This is a genomic window from Ruegeria sp. AG7 (assembly GCF_056541545.1).
Genome location: NZ_JBQFYP010000008.1, coordinates 39,143 through 61,288, shown reverse-complemented (window position 1 = coordinate 61,288; position 22,146 = coordinate 39,143). Strand labels below are relative to the sequence as shown.

The following is a 22,146-nucleotide window of genomic DNA, read 5'->3' as shown; positions in this document are numbered from 1 at the left end:
GTGGATGCCATGATCAATGGATTAGCAAGACGATTAGTATCTGTAGCCGTTGTGGTTCTTCTCCCGGCTATGGTCGCAGCTGACCCGATTGAGGGCGTGTGGAAGACCGAACCTGATCGAAAGAACCTGATCTCGCATATCCAGATATCCGCCTGCGCGGACAAGTTCTGCGGCACGATACTTTCGGCTTTTGATTCTTCCGGCAAAGAAGTTCAAACGCCGAATATCGGGAAAAAGCTGTTCTGGGACGTGTCGAGCGAAGGCGGCGGAAAATATGGTGGGGGTGAGTTCTGGGTTCCCCTGATCGACGTTGATGCTGTTCCGCAGATGACGTTGCAGGGTGACAAGCTCATGGTCAAAGGCTGTGAACATTCGATTTGCGCGCACCAGACCTGGTCCCGACTGTGACGACAGAAAACGAAAAGGACCGGAAATCCCGGTCCTTTCATTCTTATTCTGCGGCTTTTAGCGGCGATCCAGGAATTTGATCCGTGGGCTCGTCTTGCAAACCGGTCTCGGATTGGTGCGGCTCATCCCACACAATCTCGGTCGCCTGTAGTTTGCGGGCCGAGCGACCAATAGCCATGTCCTGCGCGATCTTACTGGACCGCCCCGCGGTCATACGGGCAAGCCCGCGGCTGAGCCAGACAGCGTAAGTCGTCACCCAGACACGCAGCGCCAGAAGCGACGGCGTCACGATCAGGGTGAGAACAGTGGCGATGCCAAGACCAAAGACAACCGCTGTGGCCAGCTGTTTCCACCACAGAGCGGTGGGACTGTCGATGGAATAGCCGCCATTGATAAAGTCCAGCGAAAGCCCAAACATCATTGGGGTCAGACCTGCCATCGTGGTCAACGTAGTCAGCAGAACCGGGCGGATACGCGATTCCGCGGTGCGGACGATTGCCTCGATCCTTGGCATATAGGCGCTGTATTCCTGATAGGTATCGATCAGAACAATGTTGTTGTTCACCACAATTCCTGCCAGAGCAACGATGCCGGTGCCGGTCATGATGATCGAGAAGGGTTGCTCCATCACGATCATGCCGATCAGAACCCCGGTGGTCGAAAGAACAACCGCCAACAGCACCAACACCGAATTGTAGAACGAGTTGAACTGGGCGAGCAGGATCACGAACATCAGCCCCAAAGCACCCATGAAGGCATTCACCAGAAATGCGCCGGATTCTTCCTGCTCTTCCTGATCACCGGTCCATTGCCAACTGATCGAGTTGGCGAAGGGGCTGGTTTCCAGCCATTCGGTCAGTACTGCGATCCGCTCATTCGGGTTGATCAGGGCGAACTGCGCGTCTCCCGCGTCAATCACGCTACGTAGCTGGTCTATATTCTCTGCACCGGTCAGTTGAACCAGCTCGTAGGACTTTCCTACGTCGCCGTCCAACACGGTGCCGGTTGGAGTGTAGCCGTCGGTCACTTCGCGCATTATAGCCAGACGTTCTTCTTTCCCGTCCGGCCCTTTGGTCACAACCTTGCTCAGCCCCGGTTCAACATCCGCTTTGACGTCATAGTAACGTTGCTGGTCGACACGGTTGATCTGGGCCAGTTTGGCCACGGGTTCCCGGGTCACGAAGTTCGACAGCGGAACCAACCCGTCCGGAGTGCGGACCTTGAGCGTATCCAAAGTCGACAGCACGCGATCCTCTTCCGGCAATCGGACACGGATCTCGATCTCTTCATCCGTATTGTCTGGGCGCATCTCACCCAACAGGATGCCGCGTGTCACAAGCTGCACCATGGCACCAACAGTGGCTACATCAGCGCCGAACCGACCAGCTTTGGCCACGTCGACATCGATCTGCCAATCGATACCAGGCAGGGGCAGGGTATCTTCGGTTTTGATCAGCCCCGGCGTTTCGTCAAAGACCTGGCGCGCGGCGACGGTGGCCGATCTCAATTCGTCCCAACCGTCCCCCTTGATACGCAGGTGAACCGGTTTGGCCGAGGCCGGGCCCTGTTCCAATGCCAGGATTTCAACAACGATACCGGGTATTGTCGCCAGTTTGGCGTTAAGATCGCCGATTACATAATCGCCATCATATTCGGGTGCCACAAAGTGGCGCTCAAACAATCCCCACAAAGCGGATTCCGAAACGTTCGGACGATCTTCCCATGGGATAATTTCAAACTGGACCCGCCCCACCGTGTCCGCCGGTGCCTGCGCGCCGCCGGTATTCTGGTCAAGACCGCCTTCGCCGGCAAAGGAAAAGACGTTGATTACCGCCGGATGAGATCCAATGATCTGTTCGGCCTGCAGGACCATCTTGTCTTTTTCAGCCAGTGACAGGTTGCCACGGGCACGGACGTAAGCTGTTGCCTGTTCCGGTTCGCTTTCAACGAAAAATTCGACACCTCTTGATTCCTGTGGGAACCAGACGAAGGTCACAAAATACACGGCAGAGAAAACTGCCGCCAGCGACACGATCGGCATGATCGGGTTGCCGACAAGGAACCGGATCACATGCCCGAAAGGTGTGTGTTCGTCAGCGGTGTGGACGTGGTTTTCTTCCGCCCGTTCGAACTTGGCCGCGCTCAGTGTTACAGACCCGGCAAAGGCCCCGAACAGGAACAGCAGGGCACCAGCGACCACTCCTCCGGGCAGTAGATAGTCAGGGTTCAGAACCTGCATCGCACCCAAGAAGACCATATAAAGCGACGGGGGCACCATCACTGCCCGAACCCACCACCGGGTACGCGCACGGAGCCAGTTCGAAGACCGGTCGAAAACGCGGCTCAGACGCCCCGAAACACCGCCCATGACCGGCAGGTAGATCAGCGCCACAATCAGCGACGCCGACAGAACAAAGATCAGCGTGACGGGCAACATCCCCATGAATTCGCCCGGAACACCGGGCCAGAAGAGCATGGGCAGGAAGGCACATAGCGTCGTCGCGGTCGAGGATACGATGGGCCAGAACATGCGTTGGGCCGCCTCAACATAGGCATGCATCGGGCCGACGCCTTCCTTTATTCTCTTGTCAGCATATTCCACGACCACGATGGCACCGTCGACCAACATCCCTACGGCCAGAATGAGGCCGAACATCACAATGTTCGAGATACTGATGCCCATGACCGCCAGAAATGCGAAACACAGCAGGAATGAGGTCGGAATTGCAAAGCCCACCAAAAGCGCGGCCCGCGTACCCAAAGAGGCCAGAACCACGATCATCACCAGAGCGATTGCGGTCAGAACCGAGCCTTCAAGCTGGCTGACCATCGAACCGACAATGCGGCTCTGGTCGTTCGACGTTCCAAGCTCGACCGCGGCCTGAAGCTCGGGCGGCCATTTGGTCTTGGCCTGAGCTATGGTTTCTTTCACCTGCGTAACGGTGTCGATCAGGTTATAGCCCTTGCGTTTGACAACTTGCAGCGCGACGGTCGCCTCGCCGTTGAAGCGGGCGGTACCTTCGCGATCTTCAAATGTGTAGTTGATCTGCGCAAGCTCACCCAGCGTTACAACCCGGTCGCCATTGACCTTGATTGGCAAGCCATAAACATCCTGCGCCGTTTTGAACGACGATGGAATCTTGACTGAGAATGTACCCTGCGCAGTTTCGACCTCGCCTGCCGCGATCAGCTGGTTGTTGTTTCGCACGACATTGATCAGCTCGTCTGCGGTCACGTTGTATGCTTCAAGCCGCAATGGGTCGATAACGACCTCAAGCAACTCGTCACGATTGCCCGCGATACCCGCTTCGAGAACGGAATCCAGCGCCTCAAGCTCGTCCTGCAAATCCTTGGCGACACGGGCCATTGTGCGTTCCGGAACGGCACCGGTCAGATTGACGATGACGATCGGGAACTCGGAAAAGTTGATTTCCGTCAGCGAGTATTGTTCCGCACCTTCGGGAAAATCAGCCTGGGCCGTGTTCATGGCATCGCGCACGTCCGCCATGATCGAGGTCTTGTCCCAGCCAAATTCAAACTCCAGCGCGACCCCGGCATAACCTTCGGCCGCAGTCGACGTCATTTCCTTGAGCCCGTCGAGATCCGCCAGTTCGGTCTCCATCGGCTTGACCAAAAGGTTTTCTGAGTCTTCCGCTGAAATCCCGGGAAACTGCACCGAAACGAAAAGGGCAGGGATTTCGATATCCGGCTCACCCTCTTTCGGAAGCGAGACATATGCAAAGCCGCCTACGACCAGCGAAATGGCGATGAACGCCATTACCATTCGGGCCCTGCCTGCGGCCCATGCGACGATACCCGTCATTGCGAGGCTTCCCGATAAGTTGGTGCAACGGTAACACCGCGGATCACGAATTCCTGCCCGACCACAATGATATCAACCGTTTCCGGCAAGCCATCGATCCAGACACCTTCGGCTGTGTCGCGCAAAATGCGGACCGGCATGAAATCAACCACATTGCCTGCGCCAACTGTGCGCACACCCAATTGACCTTCGTTGCTGAGTGTCAGCGCCGATTGCGGCAGCAGGTGGGCTTTCGTACCTTCAGCCGCGATGAGGATGGTGGCTGTCTGACCGTCGCGAATGGTCAAGTCGGGGTTCGGAACGGTGATTTCCACCTCGAATGTACGTGTTGTCTCGTCCGCTGACCGGCTGAGGAACGTGACCCGACCGCCCAATTGCCGACCGGTCACAAGCGTTGCCGAAGCCTCGGACCCGACAAGCACCCGGTTGACCTCGGTCTCGGGAACGAAGCCGACCAGCTTGATCGGGTCCAGTTGAATGACAGTCGCGCAAAGCGATCCGGGTTGCATTAGGCTGCCCAGTTCCGCGGTGTCGCTTTCCAGCAAACCTTTGAAGGGGGCTTTGATGGTCAGGCGGCCAATCTCTCGCTGTGCGGCCTCGACTGCTGCTGCGGCGGCTTCGATGCCCGCGCGCGTGGCCTCCAGCCCGGCTTCGGCGGATTTCACACCGGCTTTTGCAGAGCTCATCACAGCTTCGCTGGAAATCCGGCGGGTTTCCGACGCATATCCGGTTTCAGCCAGCTTGCGTGAGGCTGTCAGATTGATCTCGGCCTCGGCCACAAGCGCATGTGCCTCTATCAGGCGTGCTTCGGCTTCGGGAATGCGGCTTTGGGCTTCCAGCTTGCCCGCCATGGCCTCGGCCAGTTGTGCCGGGCGCGTGCCGGGGTCAAGTTCGCATAATATATCGCCCGCCTCAACAAACGCACCTTTGCGTTTGGGCTCAGAGACAACGGTGGACGTGGTTTCCGCAAGCACTTCGACCTGCCGGTTCGCCTTCGTCTGCCCGCGCAGCAGCACGGCGCTGTCAATTTCGCGCGCTTGCGAGCGCACGGCGACAACGCCCACGGCAGAGATATCGGAGTTTTCGGTTTCCGTGGCTTCGACTTGTGTTGCTTCCACGGCATCACCGCGTCCGGCAAAGGCGAACAAGGTGTCACGTTCAAATACCAGAAAATACAGTGCAACAATCACGAGAAGGGCGTTGATGAATGAAATCAAACGCATAAAGTGTTTCTCCTAAGAATCTGCGCCATTAATACTTGGGCTGTCACGCCATGAAATGGGGTCTGTTCGGCATCTTTTCCATACTGAACTGAATAGTTCGGTTTGCATTTTTTCGCAAGAGGGAAGCAAAGCGGTGAAAATGCGCATATTCGGACCCTTGGCTTGGCGTTGGTGCCGGGGTATGACATGGCGCACTAATACAAGATAGACAGCCCGGGGGCTTGGATGAGCGATATAGACAGTTTCATTGATGAGGTCACCGAAGAGGTGCGCCGTGACCGGATCTATCTGTTGCTGCGTCGCTGGGGCTGGGTGGGTGTCGTCGCCGTCGTGTTGATCGTCGGCGGTGCCGCTTTCAATGAATACCGCAAGGCGCGGGGCACGGCGCAAGCTCAGCTATTGGGTGACACGATTCTTGCTGCATTGTCCGAAAATGACCCGGCGGCAAGGGCTGCTGGTCTTGCACAGGCAGAGGCGATGTCACCGGGCGGGAAAGCCGTGCTGGACATGTTGTTGTCTGCGTCACAGGTCGAATCCGGATCCCGAGAAGACGCGGTCACCAGCCTGAACGCGGTTGCCGTTCAGGGCGACCTGCCCGAGATTTACCGCGCGATTGCAAGCTTCAAGTCGCTGCTGTTGCAAGGCGATACCTTGCCTGCCGCCGACCGGCGGCAACAGTTCGAGGCGTTGGCGGCCCCCGGAGCGCCGCTGCGGCTGCTGGCGGAAGAGCAGTTGGCCCTGATTGACGTGGCCGAGGGGAATGTCGATGCTGCGCTGGATCGATTGCAGGCGCTGCGGCAGGATGCAGAGGTTGGGATCGATCTGCAACAGCGCGCGGCGCAAATGATCATTGCTTTGGGTGGGGAACCTGAACCATTGGTGGCGCAGCAAGGCTGACCAGGCGGGACAAAAGACTTAACGACAGGCGAGTTCGGAATATCATGGTAACAAGATTTTTTTCCCGTACGGGATTGCCTTTTGCGGCTCTGGCCTTGACAGCACTGGCGGCCTGTGAGCCGCCCGAAGCCATTCTGCCCGGTGAACGCGAGGATATTCGCCCTGTTTCAGATCTGGAAACGGTCGAAAAGCGCGGCTCGCAACCGATCAGCCTGCCGGCGCAACAGGTCAACGCCAACTGGTCACAAAGTCCGGGAACGTCCGCATACCGAACCACGCATGCTGCTTTGCGCGCAACACCACAGCGGATCTGGTCTGTTTCGATCGGGCAGGGCGACTCGCGCAAGCAACGCATAACTGCCGAGCCGGTGGTTGCGGGCGGATTGATCTTTACACTGGATTCAGGGGCGACCGTTTCAGCGGTCACCCAGCAGGGGCAGTTGGCATGGGAAACCGATCTGATCCCGCCAAGTGATGGCGACTCGGATGCAACAGGGGGTGGTTTGGCTTATGCCGACGGCGTCCTTTATGTGTCGTCAGGGTTCGGTCGGCTGACCGCGCTGGACGCCAAATCGGGTGCCGTGCGCTGGCAAAAACGCCTGGAAGCGACCGGCAGCGGCGCCCCGCTGGTGAATGATGGCCTGTTATACGTGGTGGCCGGAGACGAAACCGGCTGGGCTGTAAACACCAAGGACGGACGCATAGCCTGGCAATTCGAAGGCACACCCAGCGTCGGGAACGTTCTGGGTGCGCCTGCGCCTGCAATCGCATCTGATCTGGCGGTATTTGCCTTTGGCTCGGGTGACGTGGCGGCCACTTTCCGCCGCGGTGGTATCCGCCGCTGGAACGCGTCTGTTGCAGGGGGGCGTCGCGGGCGCGCCGCGGCGCAAATCGTCGATGTGACTGGCGGTCCGATGGTTGTCGGCAACAGTATCTACATCGGCAATCACTCGGGCCGGACCGTCGCATTTGATGCCGCTTCCGGTGAGCGCCGGTGGACAGCAGACGAAGGTGCGGTCGATACGGTCTGGCCTGCGGGCAACAGCATCTTCCTGATCAGTGATCGCAGCCAGCTGGTGCGTCTGAACGCGGCGGACGGGTCTGTCATCTGGGCGCAGGATCTGCCGGGCTTCGTCAAGGACAAGCGTGGCCGCCGGGGACCGATCTTTGCGCATTACGGCCCAATTCTGGCCGGGGGTCGTATTGTGGTTGCGTCCAACGACGGGTTTCTGCGGTTCTTCAATCCAGTTGACGGAACACTGGTTCATCAGGCTGAGGTTCCCGGAGGCGCGACAGCATCCCCTGTTGTGGCCGGGCAGACGCTGTATGTTGTTTCGACCAAAGGTGATCTACACGCTTTCCGTTGACGGCAAGATGCGTTAAAGGGCGCAACTTGAGTCTTGAAAGTAGAGTATCATGTCGCTGACCCTCGCCATCGTGGGGCGCCCGAACGTGGGCAAATCCACATTGTTCAACCGCCTCGTAGGCAAACGTCTGGCGCTGGTCGACGACCAGCCTGGTGTGACGCGTGACTTGCGCGAGGGCGAAGGGCGTCTGGGCGATCTGCGCTTTACTGTGATCGATACGGCCGGACTTGAAGACGCGACAGATGACAGTTTGCAGGGCCGGATGCGCCGTCTGACCGAACGCGCGGTAGACATGGCCGATGTCTGCCTGTTCATGATCGATGCGCGGGTCGGGCTGACGCCCACGGACGAGATGTTTGCAGAAATCCTGCGCAAACGGTCCAAGCATGTAATCCTTGCGGCCAACAAGGCCGAAGGCAGCGCAGCGGATGCCGGGGTGCTCGAGGCATATAACCTGGGTCTGGGTGAACCTGTGCGTCTTTCTGGTGAACATGGCGAAGGGATGACAGATCTTTATGCTCGGCTTATGCCTTTGGCCGATGCAGCCGAGGAAAAGCAGGTCGAAGAAGCCCCAAAAACTGATATTGAGCTGGATGAAGACGGTGAGGGCGAAATGCCCCTGATCACGTCTGCCAAGCCGTTGCAGGTGGCCGTGGTTGGCCGTCCGAATGCGGGCAAATCCACGCTGATCAACAAGATCATCGGCGAAGACCGCCTGTTGACGGGGCCCGAGGCCGGGATCACCCGTGACGCTATCAGCCTGCGGATCGATTGGGCCGACCCGGACGGAGAAAGCACTCCGATGCGGATCTTTGACACAGCAGGAATGCGCAAGAAAGCAAAGGTACAGGAAAAGCTGGAAAAGCTTTCGGTGTCAGACGGCTTGCGCGCGGTGAAGTTTGCCGAGGTTGTCGTCGTACTTCTGGACGCGGCCATTCCATTTGAACAACAGGACCTGAGAATTGCCGATTTGGCCGAACGCGAAGGCCGGGCTGTTGTTGTTGCCGTAAACAAGTGGGACGTCGAGGAAAACAAGCAGGAAAAGCTGCGGGAACTGAAAGATGCCTTTGATCGCTTGCTGCCGCAGCTGCGCGGGGCCCCTCTGGTTACCGTCTCGGCGAAAACGGGTCGCGGGCTTGAGAGATTGCGCGCCGCCATCCTGCGCGCCCATGACGTCTGGAACCGCCGTGTGCAAACTGCGGCGTTGAATCGGTGGCTGACTGCCATGCTGGAACAACACCCGCCGCCAGCCCCACAGGGCCGCCGCATCAAGCTGCGCTATATGACCCAGGCGAAAACGCGGCCGCCGGGTTTTGTTGTGATGTGTTCTCATCCCGATAAGATGCCCGAAAGCTATACCCGCTATCTGGTCAACGGGTTGCGTCAGGACTTTGACATGCCTGGCACCCCAATCCGCCTGACGCTGCGCGGGCAGGGCGACAAGAACCCATATAAGGGTCGGCGCAAGAAAAATGCGGGCGCGCTGGCCAAGCATCTCAAGGGTCGCGCGTAACTGCGCCAATTTTCAGCATCTTACCTCACGGGGGCGTGACAGTTTCTGTTCTCCGCGCTAGCATTCATGCGTGTGCATTTGTTTGGGCACGCACTGCTTGCATGCGGACTAGCCGCACCTAGATTTGAACAGAAAACTGAACGGCCATCGTAAGGAGACGGCTGGATGGATTTGAGGGAATATACAAGACATTACGCGGTGCAGGACAACAGATTGGCCGCGGCAAGTTATTTTGGCACATTTGCGGTGTATTTTGCGTCGCTGACCCTTGCGATCACCTTCGTTGATCGCTGGTACATCATGATACCCGCCGGGATCGTGTTCGCCTTTGCCGCAGTACGGCTTTATGTGCTGCAACATGATTGTGGGCATCACTCTCTGTTTGAAACACGGATTCAAAACGAATGGGCAGGGCATGGTCTGTCACCTTTCACTTTCGCCCCGTTTGAGGTGATGAAGCAGAACCACAATCTGCACCATGCGGGCATCGGAAATCTTGAACATCGCGAGACAGGTGAAATTCATACGATGACTCTGCGAGAGTGGAATGCGGCTGATTGGAAAACGCGTTTTTTTTACAGGCTGTATCGCAACCCGTTCATCCTGGTTCCGGTCGGCGCGTTGTTCACCTACTTCATCCGATACCGCTGGCCCAAGAATACGGCGCGTTTTGGCGCTAAAGGTGTGGTGTTGCACAACCTGTCAATCATCGTGTTTCTAGGATTGTTGTATCTGATTGCGGGTATGACCGGCATTTGGGTCTGGTTGGTGTTTTCCTTTTTGGGTGGAATGCTGGGCGTCTTCCTTGTTTATCTTCAGCACAACTTCGAAGATACCTATTGGGATCGCCGCCCCGATCTGAACCCTCAGACAGCAGCGCTTGAGGGATCATCCGCACTGGATTTCGGATGGTGGTTCGATATGGCTGTGGCCTGCATCACGTTGCACGACATCCACCATTTCAACGCGCGTATCCCATCATATCGCCTGCGTGCCTGCCATTATAACCTGCCGCCGGAATACACCCCCCGCCGGATTAAGTTTCCCGAGGCCGTGGCCGCATTGAACCTGAAGCTATGGGACGAAGATGCCAAGCGCCTTGTACCCTTTCCGAGAGACAACCGAGCCGCTAGTCTTGCCCATAACTAAGCTGGCAGAACAGGGGTTATCACTACGCTGCTTGCTGCTTCGTATATCCGGTGTATATACGAAGTTATAGAACGACACAGAAAGGACCCATAATGACCGCAGTGACCGACATAAAAGGTGTAGGGGACGCGCTTGGCCAGGCCCTTGTTGCCAATGGCTTCAAGACCGCCGAGATGATAGCCAAGGCCGCTCCTGCTGATTTGGTCAAGGTCCCTCGGATCGGTGAGGCGCGCGCGTTGGTTTTGATTGCATCTGCCAAAGAAGCCGTTGCCGCAAATCCGGTTGCTGCGAAACCGGCAACACGCCGAACTGCGGCCCGGACTCCGGCGGTGCGCAGACCTTCCGCACGCAAAGCCGCGTCCCGCAAAACAATCGCCGCAGCCGCAGCCGAGAAACGGGTCGAGGAAGCCGCACGCAAGGCGGCAGAAGAAAAAGCAGCGGCCGAAAAAGCCGAAGCTGCGGAAAAGAAAAAGGCCAAAGCCAAGGCCAAGGCTGAAAAAGCCGCGAAGAAGCGTAAAGAGATGGAAGCCGCCTTTTCAAAGGCGAAGGACAAAGTGAAAGCCAAATCCAGCAAGGACAAAAAGTCCAAGAAGGACGGGAAAAAGAAGGACGGCAAGAAAGGCGGAAAGAAGAAGGAGAAGAAAAACGCGAAGAAGTAAACTTCTTCGCCTTCTGCTGATGTCCTTACCGGTGCCCGACGGCACTGGTTTTGTTTGTCAGGCCAAAGAACCGTCCGATTGCAGGGTCAACTTGCCGCCCAGATAGGGGCCAAGTACCTCGGGCAGCGAAACAGTTCCGTCTTCATTCTGCCCATTCTCCAGAACAGCGATCAGGCAACGTCCGACAGCCAGACCGGAACCGTTCAGAGTATGAACAAATTCAGGTTTGCCACCACTTTCAGGACGAAAACGGGCGTTCATCCGGCGTGCCTGAAACGCGCCTGTGGTCGAGACCGAGCTGATCTCGCGATAGGTGTCCTGTCCGGGCAGCCACGCTTCGATGTCATAGGTGCGGCGCGCGCCGAAGCCCATATCACCGGTGCACAGAACTACGGTTCGATAGGGAATACCCAACTGTTCCAGCAAATCCTCGGCGCAACGCAACATGCGCTTTTGCTCGTCATCTGACGCGTCGGGATGGGTGATCGAGACCATCTCGACCTTTTCGAACTGGTGCTGGCGCAGCATCCCCGCGGTGTCCTTGCCCGCACTTCCGGCCTCGGACCTGAAACAGACGGTATGGGCGGTCATACGGATGGGCAGGGCAGCCTCTTCAAGAATGTCACCAGCCACTGAATAGGTCAGCGTAACCTCGGAGGTCGGGATCAGCCACCAGCCATTGGTCGTCTGATAACTGTCGTCGCCGAATTTAGGCAATTTATCAGTGCCATACATCGCCTCATCCCGGACCAGAACCGGTGTCTGCATTTCTGTCAGACCGTTCTTGTCGATATGTGTGTCCAACATGAACTGGGCCAGCGCGCGGTGGATGCGGGCAACCCCCTTGGACAGGTTCACAAATCGGCTGCCGCTGGTTTTGGCGGCGGTTTCGAAATCCATTGCGGCTGCGACGGCGGGAATGTCGTAATGCTCTTTCGGTGCATAGCTGAAATCGCGCGGGGTGCCCCAGCGGTTGACTTCGACATTGTCGTTTTCGTCCGCGCCTTGCGGCACGTCATCGGCGGGCAGGTTGGCGATGCGGGCCAGTTGATCGGTCAGCAAGGCATCCAGATCCTTGGCCTCGGTCTGCATCCGGGCGACTTCGGCCTTTTTCTCGGCGACAAGCGCGCGCAGGCGTTCGAATTCAGCCTCGTCGCCGCGTCCCTTAGCAGCGCCGACTTCCTTGCTGGCCTTGTTTTGTTCGGCCTGCGCGGTTTCGGCGGCCAGAATCTTGGCACGCCGGCTTTCGTCCAGCCTCAGCAGATCTGACGACACCGGCGCGTCCCCACGGCGCGCTAGGGCGGCGTCAAAGGCGGCAGGGTTTTCGCGAATGGCGCGGATGTCGTGCATGTCTCAGATCCTTGAATGCGTGAATCACTGAACCCGCTTATGCACCATCTGTGGGGCAGGGTGTAGCACCGGTTACGACTTATCAGCGTCTTCGTGGGTTTCATGCGTCAGGTGGCCATCCCATGCCCCGGCCGGTATTTTTGGCTCGGGCGGGTCAGCCACATAAGAAGGCGTCATGATCTGCACATTGTTCTCGTTAAATACAGCGACAATGTTTCGATGCAGGTCCGAGCGGATTTTGGGGATGATGCTGCCACGGGTGGTGTAGCCGTTGATCTGATAATTGATCGCGTAATCGGCCAACGCGGTCCACAACACAAAAGGTTCGGGATTGACCTTGATACCTTTGGTGCGGTTTGCGGCCTCGATCAGCATCGCCTCTACCTTCTCAGGGGGTTCTTCGTAGCCGATGCCGACTGTCGTGTGCAGTAATAGTCCGTCACCATTGGTTTTCTTTGAAAAGTTAACGACATCTGAGTTCATCAATTGTGCATTGGGGATCGAGATCAGCTCGTTCTTGATCGACTTCAGGTGGGTCTCCATCAGTTTTATCTGAACCACATCGCCGATGTGGTCCCCGATCTGGATACGGTCGCCGATTGAGGTAGACCTGCGGTAAATCACAAACAGCCCGGCCAGCATGTTGGACACGACTGAGTTTGCGCCCAAAGACAGCATGGCGCCAACCAGAATGGTCAACCCCTGGAACGCAGCAGAATCTGAGCCCGGAATATAGGGAACCGCAAACACCAACGCGATCAGAATAACGACGACACGGGCAATGTTGAACGTCGGGTTGACCCAGTGTTTCTCGAAATCACCCATTTCGAACGAACCTGCTTCGACCGCATCAAAGAACACGCGCAGCCCTTTGATGATGTACAACGTCACCCATGTGATCAGGCCCAGCATGATCAGATTGGGGATATAGCTGAGGATGCCCCGGAAGATAAGCAGCACGGGCTCTGTCAGATAGGTCAGCAGAAGCTGTGCGAAATATCTGGTTTCCGCAAAAGCCAAAAGAACAAAGGACAGGTAATAGTAGAAACCGAGAAAGAAGATGATCAGCAGCACGAAGTTCAGACCATAGCGGATAAGGGCCGCGATTGCTTCGGCCTGAACGCTTTTGGCTGTCGCCGTTTCGACATCCTTTAAGTAGCGTTTTACCAGCTTCAATGTGCGACGCCTGATCCGACGGTGCAGCCACAGGATAGTGACAACAAACAGGGCAAATCCCAACGTCCAGGCAGCCGCTTCAATAGCACCGGAAACGCGCGCCTGATCGGTTCGGTTGGCTCGATACGCCTCAATGGATTGTTTGATCGCATTGCCATGCAAAACGCTCAGAACACTTAGTTCCATCTGATCCAGTTCAGCGTCAGCTTTAGTAACGATCGAGATTTTTTGGCCATCGGCCAGAATCCAGATGCCAAACTCGGTCTCTTCATATGTGATCTCGACCAAAGGTGCTTCCGACGCTTCCGCAACCACAATGATCTTGTCCTGTACGCCCTCGGCGCGCTCCGGAGCAGGCAGGGCGCTTGATCCGCGCACCTGAAACAGAATGTCCCCGTCTACTATGACCGGGGCCATGAACGTGTCCGATCCCGCAGTCTCGGACAGGGGGGATTCCGCGGGTGCTTCCTGCGACAAGGCCGCACTGGACAGCCACACGCTCACCGACAGGGCAGTCAGTAAATAAAGCAACGAAAGGAAAGGTTTGAGTGGCCGCGTCATGTGTCCCCCTTCGGATAAACTATACCCGGTATTGGTTATGTTCCTAGGGCATATCTGCAACGTTTTGCCCGTCGTTGCCGGGACATGCCCGTTTTCAGGTGAGTTACATGACCGCCTTTGCTTGCAAACCGACATTTCAAAGCATAGGTTCCGCCCAAATTTGCGGAACTGTGCCGCAAGACTAGAACAAAGGAATGTCCCATGGATGGTGGCGCAATCGCCCAGTTTCTCCCGCTGATCCTAATCTTTGCGATCATGTATTTCCTGCTGATCCGTCCGCAGCAAAAGAAGATGAAGGAACATCAGGCCATGGTTGATGCCGTGCGTCGCGGTGATCAGGTGATCACTCAGGGGGGCGTGATCGGCAAGGTATCGAAGGTCAAGGAAGGCGATAACGAGATCGAGGTCGAAATCGCCGAGGGCGTCAAGATTCGCGTGGTCAAATCGACCATCGCTCAGGTTCTGAACAAGACTGAGCCGGCGAAGTAACTTCGCGCGACAATTCCTTGAAAAGGCAGGGTAATGCTGCAATTTGATACCTGGAAGCGGGTTCTGATCTGGCTGGTCTGCGTGACCGGCCTGCTCATGGCCCTGCCAAACGCATTTTACACGCGGGTCGAACAATCCAACGACGCCAAGGCCGCGATCGAGTTGGGCAACGACACACCCCAGATGCAGGCTGAAGCCGCGCAATGGCCGAGTTGGTTGCCGTCATCCCTGGTCAATCTTGGCCTCGACCTGCGCGGCGGCGCGCATTTGCTGGCCGAAGTACAAGTACAAGACGTCTACGGCTCCCGGATGGAGGCGATGTGGCCGGAAATCCGCGACGCCCTGCGCGATGAACGTGCCACGGTGGGAACCATCCGCCGTCAGGACTCGGCTGCGGATGAGATTCGCGTGCGCATTAGCCAGCCCGAAGGAATGCCACAGGCATTGGAGGTTGTCCGCGGTTTGGCCCGGCAAGTGCAGACCCTGACAGGTGTAGGAGCCACAGATATCGAAGCCCGCGCGGATGGTGACACAATTGTTGTTCAACTGTCCGAAGCAGAAAAACTGGCCTCGGATGACCGCACGGTGCGTCAGGCGTTGGAAATCATCCGCCGCCGGATCGACGAAGTCGGTACACGTGAGCCCACAATTCAGCGTCAGGGGACGGATCGTATCTTAATTCAGGTGCCGGGTATCGGCAGTGCGGGTGAACTGAAGGAAATTATCGGAACAACAGCACAGTTGACCTTCAACCCGGTTGTCGGGCGCGGAACCGATCCGGATGCCGTTGCAGGCGTCGGCGAAAAAATCGTGCCGTCGATTGACGAAAACGGCGTTTATTACACCATCGAATCCGCTCCGGTCGTGACAGGAGAGGAACTGGTCGACGCGCAGCCATCCTTCGATCAGAACGGCCGCCCTGCGGTCAGCTTCCGATTCAACACATCCGGGGCACGCAAGTTCGGGGATTATACCCGTGACAATATCGGCGCACCCTTTGCAATCGTTCTGGATGACGAAGTGATCTCGGCCCCCGTGATCCAAAGCCATATCCCAGGCGGATCGGGTATCATCACCGGTAATTTCACCGTTGAGGAAAGCACCAATCTGGCCGTCCTGTTGCGTGCAGGTGCTTTGCCTGCAGGGCTGGAATTCCTGGAAGAACGCACCATCGGGCCCGAACTGGGGCAAGATAGTATCGACGCAGGCAAAGTTGCCACAATCGTGGCCTTTGTCGCCGTGCTGGTATTCATGGCGCTCAGCTATGGCCTGTTCGGTGTCTTCGCCAACATCGCGCTGATCATAAACGTGGGCCTGTTGTTCGGTTTGCTGTCCCTGATCGGCGCAACCCTGACTCTGCCGGGGATTGCAGGGATCGTTCTGACGGTCGGTATGGCGGTGGATGCCAACGTACTGATCTTTGAACGCATCCGCGAAGAACTGAAATCCGCCAGAGGTCCAGCCCGCGCCATCGATCTGGGCTATGAAAAGGCGTTGTCGGCTATTCTGGATGCCAACATAACCACCTTCATTACCGCCGTTATCCTGTTTGCCATGGGCAGCGGCCCTGTGCGTGGGTTCGCGATCACTCTGGGCCTGGGTATCCTGACATCGGTCTTCACCGCGATCTTCGTGACGCGCCTGATGGTTGTCATGTGGTTCGAACGCCGCCGACCAAAAACGATCGAGGTTTGACATGAGACTGAAACTCGTACCCCAAAGCACCTCGTTCGACTTTTTCAATCGCTGGAAAATCTGGCTTGGAATCTCCGGCCTGATGATGGTGATTGCGTTCTCCTCATTTCTGCTGCAGGGGCTGAACTTCGGCATCGATTTCCGCGGTGGAACCACGATTCGGACCCAAAGCGCACAAGAAATCGACGTGGGTGTTTACCGCGATGCTTTGTCTCCGCTGCAACTGGGTGACGTCACGATCACCGAGATTTTTGATCCAAGCTTCGGTCCCGATGAAAATGTCGCAATGATCCGTATTCAGGCTCAGGAAGACGCCGAAGCGGTCACAGCAGACGTGATCACCCAGGTCGGCGAAGCGCTGGCTGCCGCAGACCCCGGACTCAAACTGCCGTTTGAAAGTGTCGAATCCGTTGGTCCAAAAGTGTCGGGTGAGCTGATTCAGACGGCCGTTATCGCGGTTGTCTTGGCCATCGGTGCCGTTCTTGTCTACATCTGGCTGCGTTTTGAATGGCAGTTTGCACTTGGGGCGGTTGCCGCATTGGTGCACGACGTGATCCTGACCATTGGCATCTTCTCGGAACTGCAAATCCGCTTTGATCTGGCGATCATCGCGGCGTTGTTGACCATCGTCGGCTATTCGCTGAACGACACCGTGGTCGTCTTCGACCGGGTGCGCGAGAACCTGCGGAAATATAAACAGAAAGATCTGAAAGAGGTTCTGAACTTATCGATCAACGAAACCCTGAGCCGGACGGTGATGACCTCGGTCACAACTTTGCTGGCGCTGATCTCGCTTTATCTGCTGGGCGGGGACGTCATCCGCGGATTCGTCTTCGCGATGATCTGGGGTGTCGTCGTCGGGACCTATTCGTCGGTCTTCGTGGCTTCGACCATCCTGCTTTGGCTGGGGGTCAAGCGCGACTGGTCCAAACCGTCGAACACGGCGGGCAACCAGTTTGCCAATATTGATGCCTGAGGCCCTGCAACAGGCCCTGGCCCTGCCGGGCCTCACTTGGCTGATCCTGACTATCGGAGCCGCGGGACTTGTCCGCGGCTTCACAGGTTTTGGCACCGCGATGATCTTTGTGCCGGTGGCGACCCAGTTCCTGCCTATTGCAGATGTGGTCTTTCTGATGGCCGCCACCGGAATCGCATCAACATTTGCCTTGGCGCCTCAGGCGTGGCGGGATTGCGACAAGGTCGAAATCAGCACTCTGGGCTTTGCTGCAACCGTAACCGTGCCGCTGGGGCTGTGGATCATGGTGCAGGTGGACTCGGTTGCGTTGCGCTGGGTTGTCTGTGGCATCACCGGTCTGACCCTGCTGGCCGTGGTTACCGGCTGGCGATGGGAGGGGAAACTGGGACTACCCGGACGTCTCGCCATCGGCGGCAGCGCAGGCATTATCGGCGGCATGACCGGGCTGACCGGTCCGGTTGTCATCGTGTTCTATCTGGCCAGTTCCACCGACGTGCGCAAGATTCGCGCCAACACCATCATATTTCTGGCATTGCTGGACGTTGTCATCGTTTTCAACATCCTCATCAGCGGTGCCGCAGATTTGTCGATCCTGTGGATTGTCCTGCTGCTGTGCGTGCCTTATCTGATCACTACGCTTATCGGCAAAGCACTGTTCGACCCGAGACTCGAACGGATCTACCGCCTTGCGGCCTATTCGGTCATCCTGATCGCCGTCATTTCCGGGCTGCCGCTTCTGGATTGAAGAAGGGACATCATGCGTCTGAATCAGATTACTTTTACAGATGCCAAACCCGTAGACGGTTATGGCCCCGGTTTTTTCCGAATTGGCGGTGATGTCTTCCACGGCGCTATCCTGACAGGCCCGGCAGGCCCTGCAGAGTGGGGCGGTTTTGACGACCGACACCCCCTTCTGGAATTGGTGGGCAGGATCGACGTCCTGCTCATCGGTACGGGCGCGGACATGGCCCACATCCCTCAATCCCTGAGGGTTGAGCTGGAGAATGCCGGACTTGGTGTCGAAATCATGAACTCCCCTGCCGCCTGTCGCACCTACAACGTGCTGCTCGCTGAAGGCCGTCGTATTGCACTCGCGCTGATCCCTGTCTGACGGGATCCTCTTCATCTGGCCGAAAATATCCCGGGGAGTGTGAGGGGCTGGCCCCTCACTCCGACATGAGGCAGCGGTGGTGCGCTGGCATCCTGCGGCAAATCTCGCCTTTTGCCCCTGCTGACAATCCGTTAAGCGGGTCTCATGACTTTGACTGTAACAGATCTGTCGATCACCCGTGGCGGTGTTCCCGTCCTTGAGGGCCTCAGCTTTCAGCTGCCGCCGGGCAAAGCTCTGATCCTGCGCGGCCCGAATGGTATTGGCAAAACGACCCTACTGCGTACGTTGGCTGGCTTGCAGCCTCCGCTGGAAGGCAAGATCGAAGGGGCCGATGACCAGATCGCCTACGCGTCCCATTCAGACGGGCTCAAACCGACGCTGTCAGTGACGGAAAACCTGACATTCTGGGCCTCGGTCTTTGGCACATATGACATCCAGCCGGCGCTGGACGCATTTGACCTGAACGAACTCGCCGACCGTCACGCCGGCAACCTGTCGGCAGGTCAGAAACGGCGTCTGGGGCTGGCGCGGATGCTGGTCACAGGGCGGCCGATCTGGATGCTGGACGAGCCGACCGTCTCGCTGGACAGAAACGCTGTGCAAATGTTTGCCGACGCTGTGCGGGCACATCTGGGGCAGGGTGGGTCAGCCCTGATCGCCACCCATATCGACCTTGGCCTAGATGGCGAGGTTCTGGACGTCGGTCCGAACAAGGCCAAACCCAAACCCATCGACGATTTCGACGGAGGTTTCCTGTGATCGCCCTGTTGCTGCGCGACCTGAAACTGGCTTTCCGCGCGGGCGGCGGGTTTGGGCTGGGTCTGGCCTTTTTCCTGATCGTGACTGTGATGGTGCCATTTGCGGTGGGGCCGCAATCCTCGCTGCTGTCCACGATTGCGCCCGGTGTGCTCTGGCTGGGGGCCTTGCTGGCTTGCCTTCTGTCGCTTGACCGCCTGCTGGCACTGGACTGGGAAGACGGCTCGCTCGATCTGCTGGCCACGGCACCGCTGCCGCTTGAATCGGTTGTCACAGTCAAGGCGCTGGCCCATTGGCTGACCACTGGTTTGCCGCTGGTTCTGGCCGCGCCGTTTCTGGGCGTACTTCTGAACCTGCCGGTGCCGGGGTTCTTCTGGCTGGTCATCTCGCTGTTGATAGGTACCCCGGCCATGAGCGTCATCGGGACATTTGGTGCTGCGCTGACCGTTGGTCTGAAACGTGGCGGGCTATTGCTGTCGCTTCTTGTGTTGCCGCTTTACGTCCCCACCCTGATATTCGGGGCCGAAGTTGCCCGACGCGGTGCAACAGGGATGGAGGTGCAGACACCACTGCTGATGCTGGCCGGGATCACGGCGGCGACCATTGCATTGTTGCCCTTTGCCAGCGCTGCCGTGCTACGTATCAATCTGCGGTGAACCGCGACAAGTTTGATGGATGTCAATTGAGAACCACCCCAACTCGGACTAGATAGGGCCCATGTCAATCGCAGCCAAAGCCAACGCCCTCTGGGAATATGCCAACCCTCGCAAGTTTCTTGAAACCAGCGAACGGGTCCTGCCGTTTTTCTGGATTGTCTCGACCATCTGCATCGTTGTCGGTCTGACATGGGGCTTTTTCTTTACACCGGACGACTACAAGCAGGGGTCGACCGTCAAGATCATCTATCTGCATGTTCCGGCGGCCCTGATGGCGATCAATTGCTGGCTGATGATGCTTGCCACCTCATTGGTTTGGCTGGTGCGTCGCCACCATGTCAGCGCGCTTGCGGCACGCGCTGCTGCACCGATCGGGATCGTAATGACCCTGATAGCGCTGCTGACGGGGGCCATCTGGGGACAGCCCATGTGGGGCACATGGTGGGCCTGGGATCCGCGCCTGACATCGTTCCTGATCCTGTTTCTGTTCTACCTTGGCTATGTCGCCTTGTGGGAAGCTATCGAAGATCCGGATACCGCAGCCGACCTGACCTCGGTTCTGTGTCTGGTGGGGTCGGTCTTTGCGATCCTCAGCCGGTATGCGGTGAATTTCTGGAATCAGGGCCTGCATCAGGGCGCATCGGTCATGCGGGCGGGGGCCGTTACCGGGGCGGATACGGAAGAGAAGGTCAGCAATGTCTTTTTCTACCCCCTGCTGGCCTGCATCATCGGATTTGTTCTGCTGTTCATCGCCTTGGTGTTGTACCGCACCGGAACGGAAATTCGCGCCCGTCGTATCAAGGCGCTACAGGCACGGGAAAGGGTGGGCGGATGATCCCCGATCTTGGAAAATATGCAGACGCCGTTTTGTCGTCTTATGCCGTTTCCATTGCCCTTATCGTGGCACTGGTTGCGTTCAGCGTGATGCGCGGGCGCAAGGTGCGTGCGGAAATGGAGAAGGTCGAACAGAGGATGTCGCGCAATGGTTAAAATCTCGCCCCTGATGATTGCGCCGCCTCTGATTTTTGGCGCATTCGCGGTTCTCGCAGGCATTGGCATGTTTCGCGAAGATCCCAACGCCTTGCCCTCGGCCCGCGAAGGGCAACCGGCGCCGCCCGTGGTTCTCACCGAGTTTCCGGGAAAGACCCTTTTCGACGATGAAACGCTGCGCAACGGAGAGGTCAAGCTGGTCAACTATTGGGCCAGTTGGTGCGCGCCATGCCGCGCCGAGCACCCCAACCTCGAGGCTCTGGCGGCTGAAGGCATCCCGGTTTACGGCATCAACTACAAAGACAAGCTGAGCAATGCCGAGGCTTTCCTGGATGACCTTGGTGATCCGTACACCGCCATGGGCCGCGACGAACAGGGCCGTATGGCGATTGACTGGGGTCTGTACGGCGTTCCCGAGACCTACGTGATCGACGGTGACGGAACGATCATTCTGCGCTTTGCTGGCCCGATTACGCAGCGTGTCATCGCAAGCACCATCCGGCCTGCGCTTGAGAAAGCTGCGGGCGGTTCATAAACGATAGCCTCCCGTTACGGACAAAACTTCACCTGTGATGAACGAGGCCGCGTCCGACGCCAGAAACCTGATCACTTTGGCTATATCCTCGGGCCGTCCGGCCCGGCCCAACGCAGTATCCTTCACGAAAAGTTCTGTCAGTTCTTCCGAACGAGGCGCTTCAGGAATGTTGATCGCACCGGGGGCCACAGCATTGACGCGTATCCCGTTTGGCCCCAACTCTTTGGCCATGGCACGGGTCCACAGGTTCAGAGCCGCCTTGCTGGCACCATAAGTGACAGCATCACGGGGCGGCAACACTGCATTCATCGACGAGATACTGACAATGGCGGCGCCCCGTTCCAAATGTGGCAAAGCTGCAGCCAGCAAAGCAGCGGGGACTAGCAGATTCATGTCCAGAATGGCGCGATGCTCCTCCGCTTGGAACTCCTCTTTTGGCGTCGATCGAACCAACCCAGCATTGTTCACGATCACATCAAGTCGTCCAAACCGCTCCATCACTTGCGCAATCACCGCCGCAGGTTGATCAGGAGCCGTCAGATCCGAACGGATCGCCAAAGCTTCCCCCCGCAATAGCGTCGCCCGAGGGTTGGTGGACAACCAAGTGAACGCCACCCTATGGTCGCGGCTCAACTCCTCTACGATGGCGTGTCCAATACCCCGCGCCCCGCCTGTTACCAACGCCACCTTTTCCATAACCACCTCCTGTTTTCAGAGTGCCGCGTGTATCCAACTTCTTTTGCTGAATAAAACTTCGGAGCGCGAGGCAGAGCCTTGCAAAAGAAAGGACGCCCGAAGGCGCCCTCAAAACT

21 protein-coding genes are annotated in these 22,146 nt (G+C 57.6%); 16 read left to right on the top strand and 5 right to left on the bottom strand.

All coding sequences use genetic code 11. The features are described 5' to 3' along the window. Nucleotides 1–9: 9 nt before the first annotated feature. Nucleotides 10–408 (top strand): DUF2147 domain-containing protein, encoded by a 399-nt coding sequence (locus ACR0BF_RS12380; protein ID WP_480473428.1) that lies wholly within the window; start codon nucleotides 10–12, stop codon nucleotides 406–408. Between the two features lie 43 nt (nucleotides 409–451). Here the strand turns inward: ACR0BF_RS12380 and ACR0BF_RS12375 are convergent, their stop codons facing one another. After that, nucleotides 452–4,231 (bottom strand): efflux RND transporter permease subunit, encoded by a 3,780-nt coding sequence (locus ACR0BF_RS12375; protein WP_480625005.1) that lies wholly within the window; start codon nucleotides 4,229–4,231, stop codon nucleotides 452–454. Continuing rightward, nucleotides 4,228–5,454 carry an efflux RND transporter periplasmic adaptor subunit gene (locus ACR0BF_RS12370; RefSeq protein ID WP_480553804.1) on the bottom strand — a complete coding sequence of 409 codons (1,227 nt, stop codon included), beginning with the start codon at nucleotides 5,452–5,454 and terminating at the stop codon, nucleotides 4,228–4,230. Before ACR0BF_RS12370 ends, ACR0BF_RS12375 begins: the two co-directional genes overlap by 4 nt. A gap of 225 nt (nucleotides 5,455–5,679) precedes the next feature. Here ACR0BF_RS12370 and ACR0BF_RS12365 point away from each other — a divergent pair, with 225 nt between their 5' ends. The 5 genes from ACR0BF_RS12365 to ACR0BF_RS12345 all read left to right on the top strand — a co-directional run bounded on the left by ACR0BF_RS12365 (nucleotide 5,680) and on the right by ACR0BF_RS12345 (nucleotide 11,039). Continuing rightward, the gene (locus tag ACR0BF_RS12365) at nucleotides 5,680–6,351 is read left to right on the top strand and encodes a hypothetical protein (RefSeq protein ID WP_480603193.1); all 672 of its coding nucleotides are present in this window, start codon (nucleotides 5,680–5,682) and stop codon (nucleotides 6,349–6,351) included. Between the two features lie 44 nt (nucleotides 6,352–6,395). Continuing rightward, nucleotides 6,396–7,718, top strand: coding sequence for a PQQ-like beta-propeller repeat protein (locus ACR0BF_RS12360; protein ID WP_480473424.1), 1,323 nt, complete (start codon nucleotides 6,396–6,398; stop codon nucleotides 7,716–7,718). A gap of 49 nt (nucleotides 7,719–7,767) precedes the next feature. After that, a complete protein-coding gene (gene der, locus ACR0BF_RS12355; protein ID WP_480625004.1) occupies nucleotides 7,768–9,231 on the top strand; it encodes a ribosome biogenesis GTPase Der in 1,464 nt (487 codons plus the stop codon). A gap of 165 nt (nucleotides 9,232–9,396) precedes the next feature. Further along, nucleotides 9,397–10,380 (top strand): fatty acid desaturase, encoded by a 984-nt coding sequence (locus ACR0BF_RS12350; RefSeq protein WP_480492943.1) that lies wholly within the window; start codon nucleotides 9,397–9,399, stop codon nucleotides 10,378–10,380. 92 nt (nucleotides 10,381–10,472) lie between these two features. Continuing rightward, nucleotides 10,473–11,039 carry a helix-hairpin-helix domain-containing protein gene (locus tag ACR0BF_RS12345; RefSeq protein ID WP_480625003.1) on the top strand — a complete coding sequence of 189 codons (567 nt, stop codon included), beginning with the start codon at nucleotides 10,473–10,475 and terminating at the stop codon, nucleotides 11,037–11,039. A 57-nt stretch (nucleotides 11,040–11,096) separates the two neighbouring features. Here ACR0BF_RS12345 and serS read toward each other — a convergent pair whose 3' ends face one another. Both serS and ACR0BF_RS12335 read right to left on the bottom strand, forming a co-directional pair. Beyond that, the gene (serS, locus tag ACR0BF_RS12340; protein WP_480517521.1) at nucleotides 11,097–12,389 is read right to left on the bottom strand and encodes a serine--tRNA ligase; all 1,293 of its coding nucleotides are present in this window, start codon (nucleotides 12,387–12,389) and stop codon (nucleotides 11,097–11,099) included. Between the two features lie 72 nt (nucleotides 12,390–12,461). Further along, a complete protein-coding gene (locus tag ACR0BF_RS12335) occupies nucleotides 12,462–14,126 on the bottom strand; it encodes a mechanosensitive ion channel family protein (RefSeq protein WP_480492946.1) in 1,665 nt (554 codons plus the stop codon). Between the two features lie 201 nt (nucleotides 14,127–14,327). Between ACR0BF_RS12335 and yajC the strand changes: the two genes are divergently transcribed. The 10 genes from yajC to ACR0BF_RS12285 all read left to right on the top strand — a co-directional run bounded on the left by yajC (nucleotide 14,328) and on the right by ACR0BF_RS12285 (nucleotide 21,334). Further along, nucleotides 14,328–14,615, top strand: coding sequence for a preprotein translocase subunit YajC (gene yajC / locus ACR0BF_RS12330; RefSeq protein ID WP_209503494.1), 288 nt, complete (start codon nucleotides 14,328–14,330; stop codon nucleotides 14,613–14,615). Nucleotides 14,616–14,648: 33 nt separating this feature from the next. Continuing rightward, nucleotides 14,649–16,310 (top strand): protein translocase subunit SecD, encoded by a 1,662-nt coding sequence (gene secD, locus ACR0BF_RS12325; protein ID WP_480517517.1) that lies wholly within the window; start codon nucleotides 14,649–14,651, stop codon nucleotides 16,308–16,310. A gap of 1 nt (nucleotide 16,311) precedes the next feature. Next, nucleotides 16,312–17,286: a protein translocase subunit SecF gene (gene secF / locus ACR0BF_RS12320; protein ID WP_480473417.1), complete on the top strand. Its 975-nt coding sequence runs from the start codon at nucleotides 16,312–16,314 to the stop codon at nucleotides 17,284–17,286. Then, the gene (locus ACR0BF_RS12315; protein WP_480517515.1) at nucleotides 17,267–18,031 is read left to right on the top strand and encodes a sulfite exporter TauE/SafE family protein; all 765 of its coding nucleotides are present in this window, start codon (nucleotides 17,267–17,269) and stop codon (nucleotides 18,029–18,031) included. Before secF ends, ACR0BF_RS12315 begins: the two co-directional genes overlap by 20 nt. Before the next feature lie 12 nt (nucleotides 18,032–18,043). Beyond that, complete coding sequence (locus ACR0BF_RS12310; RefSeq protein ID WP_480517513.1) at nucleotides 18,044–18,397, top strand: Mth938-like domain-containing protein; 354 nt, start codon at nucleotides 18,044–18,046, stop codon at nucleotides 18,395–18,397. Between the two features lie 144 nt (nucleotides 18,398–18,541). Then, complete coding sequence (ccmA, locus tag ACR0BF_RS12305) at nucleotides 18,542–19,156, top strand: heme ABC exporter ATP-binding protein CcmA (protein ID WP_480517511.1); 615 nt, start codon at nucleotides 18,542–18,544, stop codon at nucleotides 19,154–19,156. Further along, nucleotides 19,153–19,809, top strand: coding sequence for a heme exporter protein CcmB (gene ccmB, locus ACR0BF_RS12300; protein WP_480473413.1), 657 nt, complete (start codon nucleotides 19,153–19,155; stop codon nucleotides 19,807–19,809). The genes ccmA and ccmB overlap by 4 nt, the downstream gene beginning before the upstream one ends. 61 nt (nucleotides 19,810–19,870) lie before the next feature. Next, entirely contained in the window at nucleotides 19,871–20,644 is a 774-nt protein-coding gene (locus ACR0BF_RS12295) for a heme ABC transporter permease (RefSeq protein WP_480473412.1), read from the top strand. Beyond that, nucleotides 20,641–20,799, top strand: coding sequence for a heme exporter protein CcmD (gene ccmD / locus ACR0BF_RS12290; RefSeq protein ID WP_209503508.1), 159 nt, complete (start codon nucleotides 20,641–20,643; stop codon nucleotides 20,797–20,799). Before ACR0BF_RS12295 ends, ccmD begins: the two co-directional genes overlap by 4 nt. Beyond that, complete coding sequence (locus ACR0BF_RS12285) at nucleotides 20,792–21,334, top strand: DsbE family thiol:disulfide interchange protein (RefSeq protein ID WP_480625002.1); 543 nt, start codon at nucleotides 20,792–20,794, stop codon at nucleotides 21,332–21,334. Before ccmD ends, ACR0BF_RS12285 begins: the two co-directional genes overlap by 8 nt. Here the strand turns inward: ACR0BF_RS12285 and ACR0BF_RS12280 are convergent. Further along, nucleotides 21,329–22,030 carry an SDR family NAD(P)-dependent oxidoreductase gene (locus ACR0BF_RS12280; protein WP_480492952.1) on the bottom strand — a complete coding sequence of 234 codons (702 nt, stop codon included), beginning with the start codon at nucleotides 22,028–22,030 and terminating at the stop codon, nucleotides 21,329–21,331. The genes ACR0BF_RS12285 and ACR0BF_RS12280 overlap by 6 nt on opposite strands. Nucleotides 22,031–22,146: the final 116 nt, after the last annotated feature.

What these genes read in the sequence shown, in the direction of transcription:
- ACR0BF_RS12380 (WP_480473428.1), top strand. Translation starts at nt 10, where the DNA reads ATGATCAATGGATTAGCAAGACGATTAGTATCTGTAGCCGTTGTGGTT.
- ACR0BF_RS12375 (WP_480625005.1), bottom strand. Translation starts at nt 4,231, where the DNA reads ATGACGGGTATCGTCGCATGGGCCGCAGGCAGGGCCCGAATGGTAATG.
- ACR0BF_RS12370 (WP_480553804.1), bottom strand. Translation starts at nt 5,454, where the DNA reads ATGCGTTTGATTTCATTCATCAACGCCCTTCTCGTGATTGTTGCACTG.
- ACR0BF_RS12365 (WP_480603193.1), top strand. Translation starts at nt 5,680, where the DNA reads ATGAGCGATATAGACAGTTTCATTGATGAGGTCACCGAAGAGGTGCGC.
- ACR0BF_RS12360 (WP_480473424.1), top strand. Translation starts at nt 6,396, where the DNA reads ATGGTAACAAGATTTTTTTCCCGTACGGGATTGCCTTTTGCGGCTCTG.
- der (WP_480625004.1), top strand. Translation starts at nt 7,768, where the DNA reads ATGTCGCTGACCCTCGCCATCGTGGGGCGCCCGAACGTGGGCAAATCC.
- ACR0BF_RS12350 (WP_480492943.1), top strand. Translation starts at nt 9,397, where the DNA reads ATGGATTTGAGGGAATATACAAGACATTACGCGGTGCAGGACAACAGA.
- ACR0BF_RS12345 (WP_480625003.1), top strand. Translation starts at nt 10,473, where the DNA reads ATGACCGCAGTGACCGACATAAAAGGTGTAGGGGACGCGCTTGGCCAG.
- serS (WP_480517521.1), bottom strand. Translation starts at nt 12,389, where the DNA reads ATGCACGACATCCGCGCCATTCGCGAAAACCCTGCCGCCTTTGACGCC.
- ACR0BF_RS12335 (WP_480492946.1), bottom strand. Translation starts at nt 14,126, where the DNA reads ATGACGCGGCCACTCAAACCTTTCCTTTCGTTGCTTTATTTACTGACT.
- yajC (WP_209503494.1), top strand. Translation starts at nt 14,328, where the DNA reads ATGGATGGTGGCGCAATCGCCCAGTTTCTCCCGCTGATCCTAATCTTT.
- secD (WP_480517517.1), top strand. Translation starts at nt 14,649, where the DNA reads ATGCTGCAATTTGATACCTGGAAGCGGGTTCTGATCTGGCTGGTCTGC.
- secF (WP_480473417.1), top strand. Translation starts at nt 16,312, where the DNA reads ATGAGACTGAAACTCGTACCCCAAAGCACCTCGTTCGACTTTTTCAAT.
- ACR0BF_RS12310 (WP_480517513.1), top strand. Translation starts at nt 18,044, where the DNA reads ATGCGTCTGAATCAGATTACTTTTACAGATGCCAAACCCGTAGACGGT.
- ccmA (WP_480517511.1), top strand. Translation starts at nt 18,542, where the DNA reads ATGACTTTGACTGTAACAGATCTGTCGATCACCCGTGGCGGTGTTCCC.
- ACR0BF_RS12295 (WP_480473412.1), top strand. Translation starts at nt 19,871, where the DNA reads ATGTCAATCGCAGCCAAAGCCAACGCCCTCTGGGAATATGCCAACCCT.
- ccmD (WP_209503508.1), top strand. Translation starts at nt 20,641, where the DNA reads ATGATCCCCGATCTTGGAAAATATGCAGACGCCGTTTTGTCGTCTTAT.
- ACR0BF_RS12285 (WP_480625002.1), top strand. Translation starts at nt 20,792, where the DNA reads ATGGTTAAAATCTCGCCCCTGATGATTGCGCCGCCTCTGATTTTTGGC.
- ACR0BF_RS12280 (WP_480492952.1), bottom strand. Translation starts at nt 22,030, where the DNA reads ATGGAAAAGGTGGCGTTGGTAACAGGCGGGGCGCGGGGTATTGGACAC.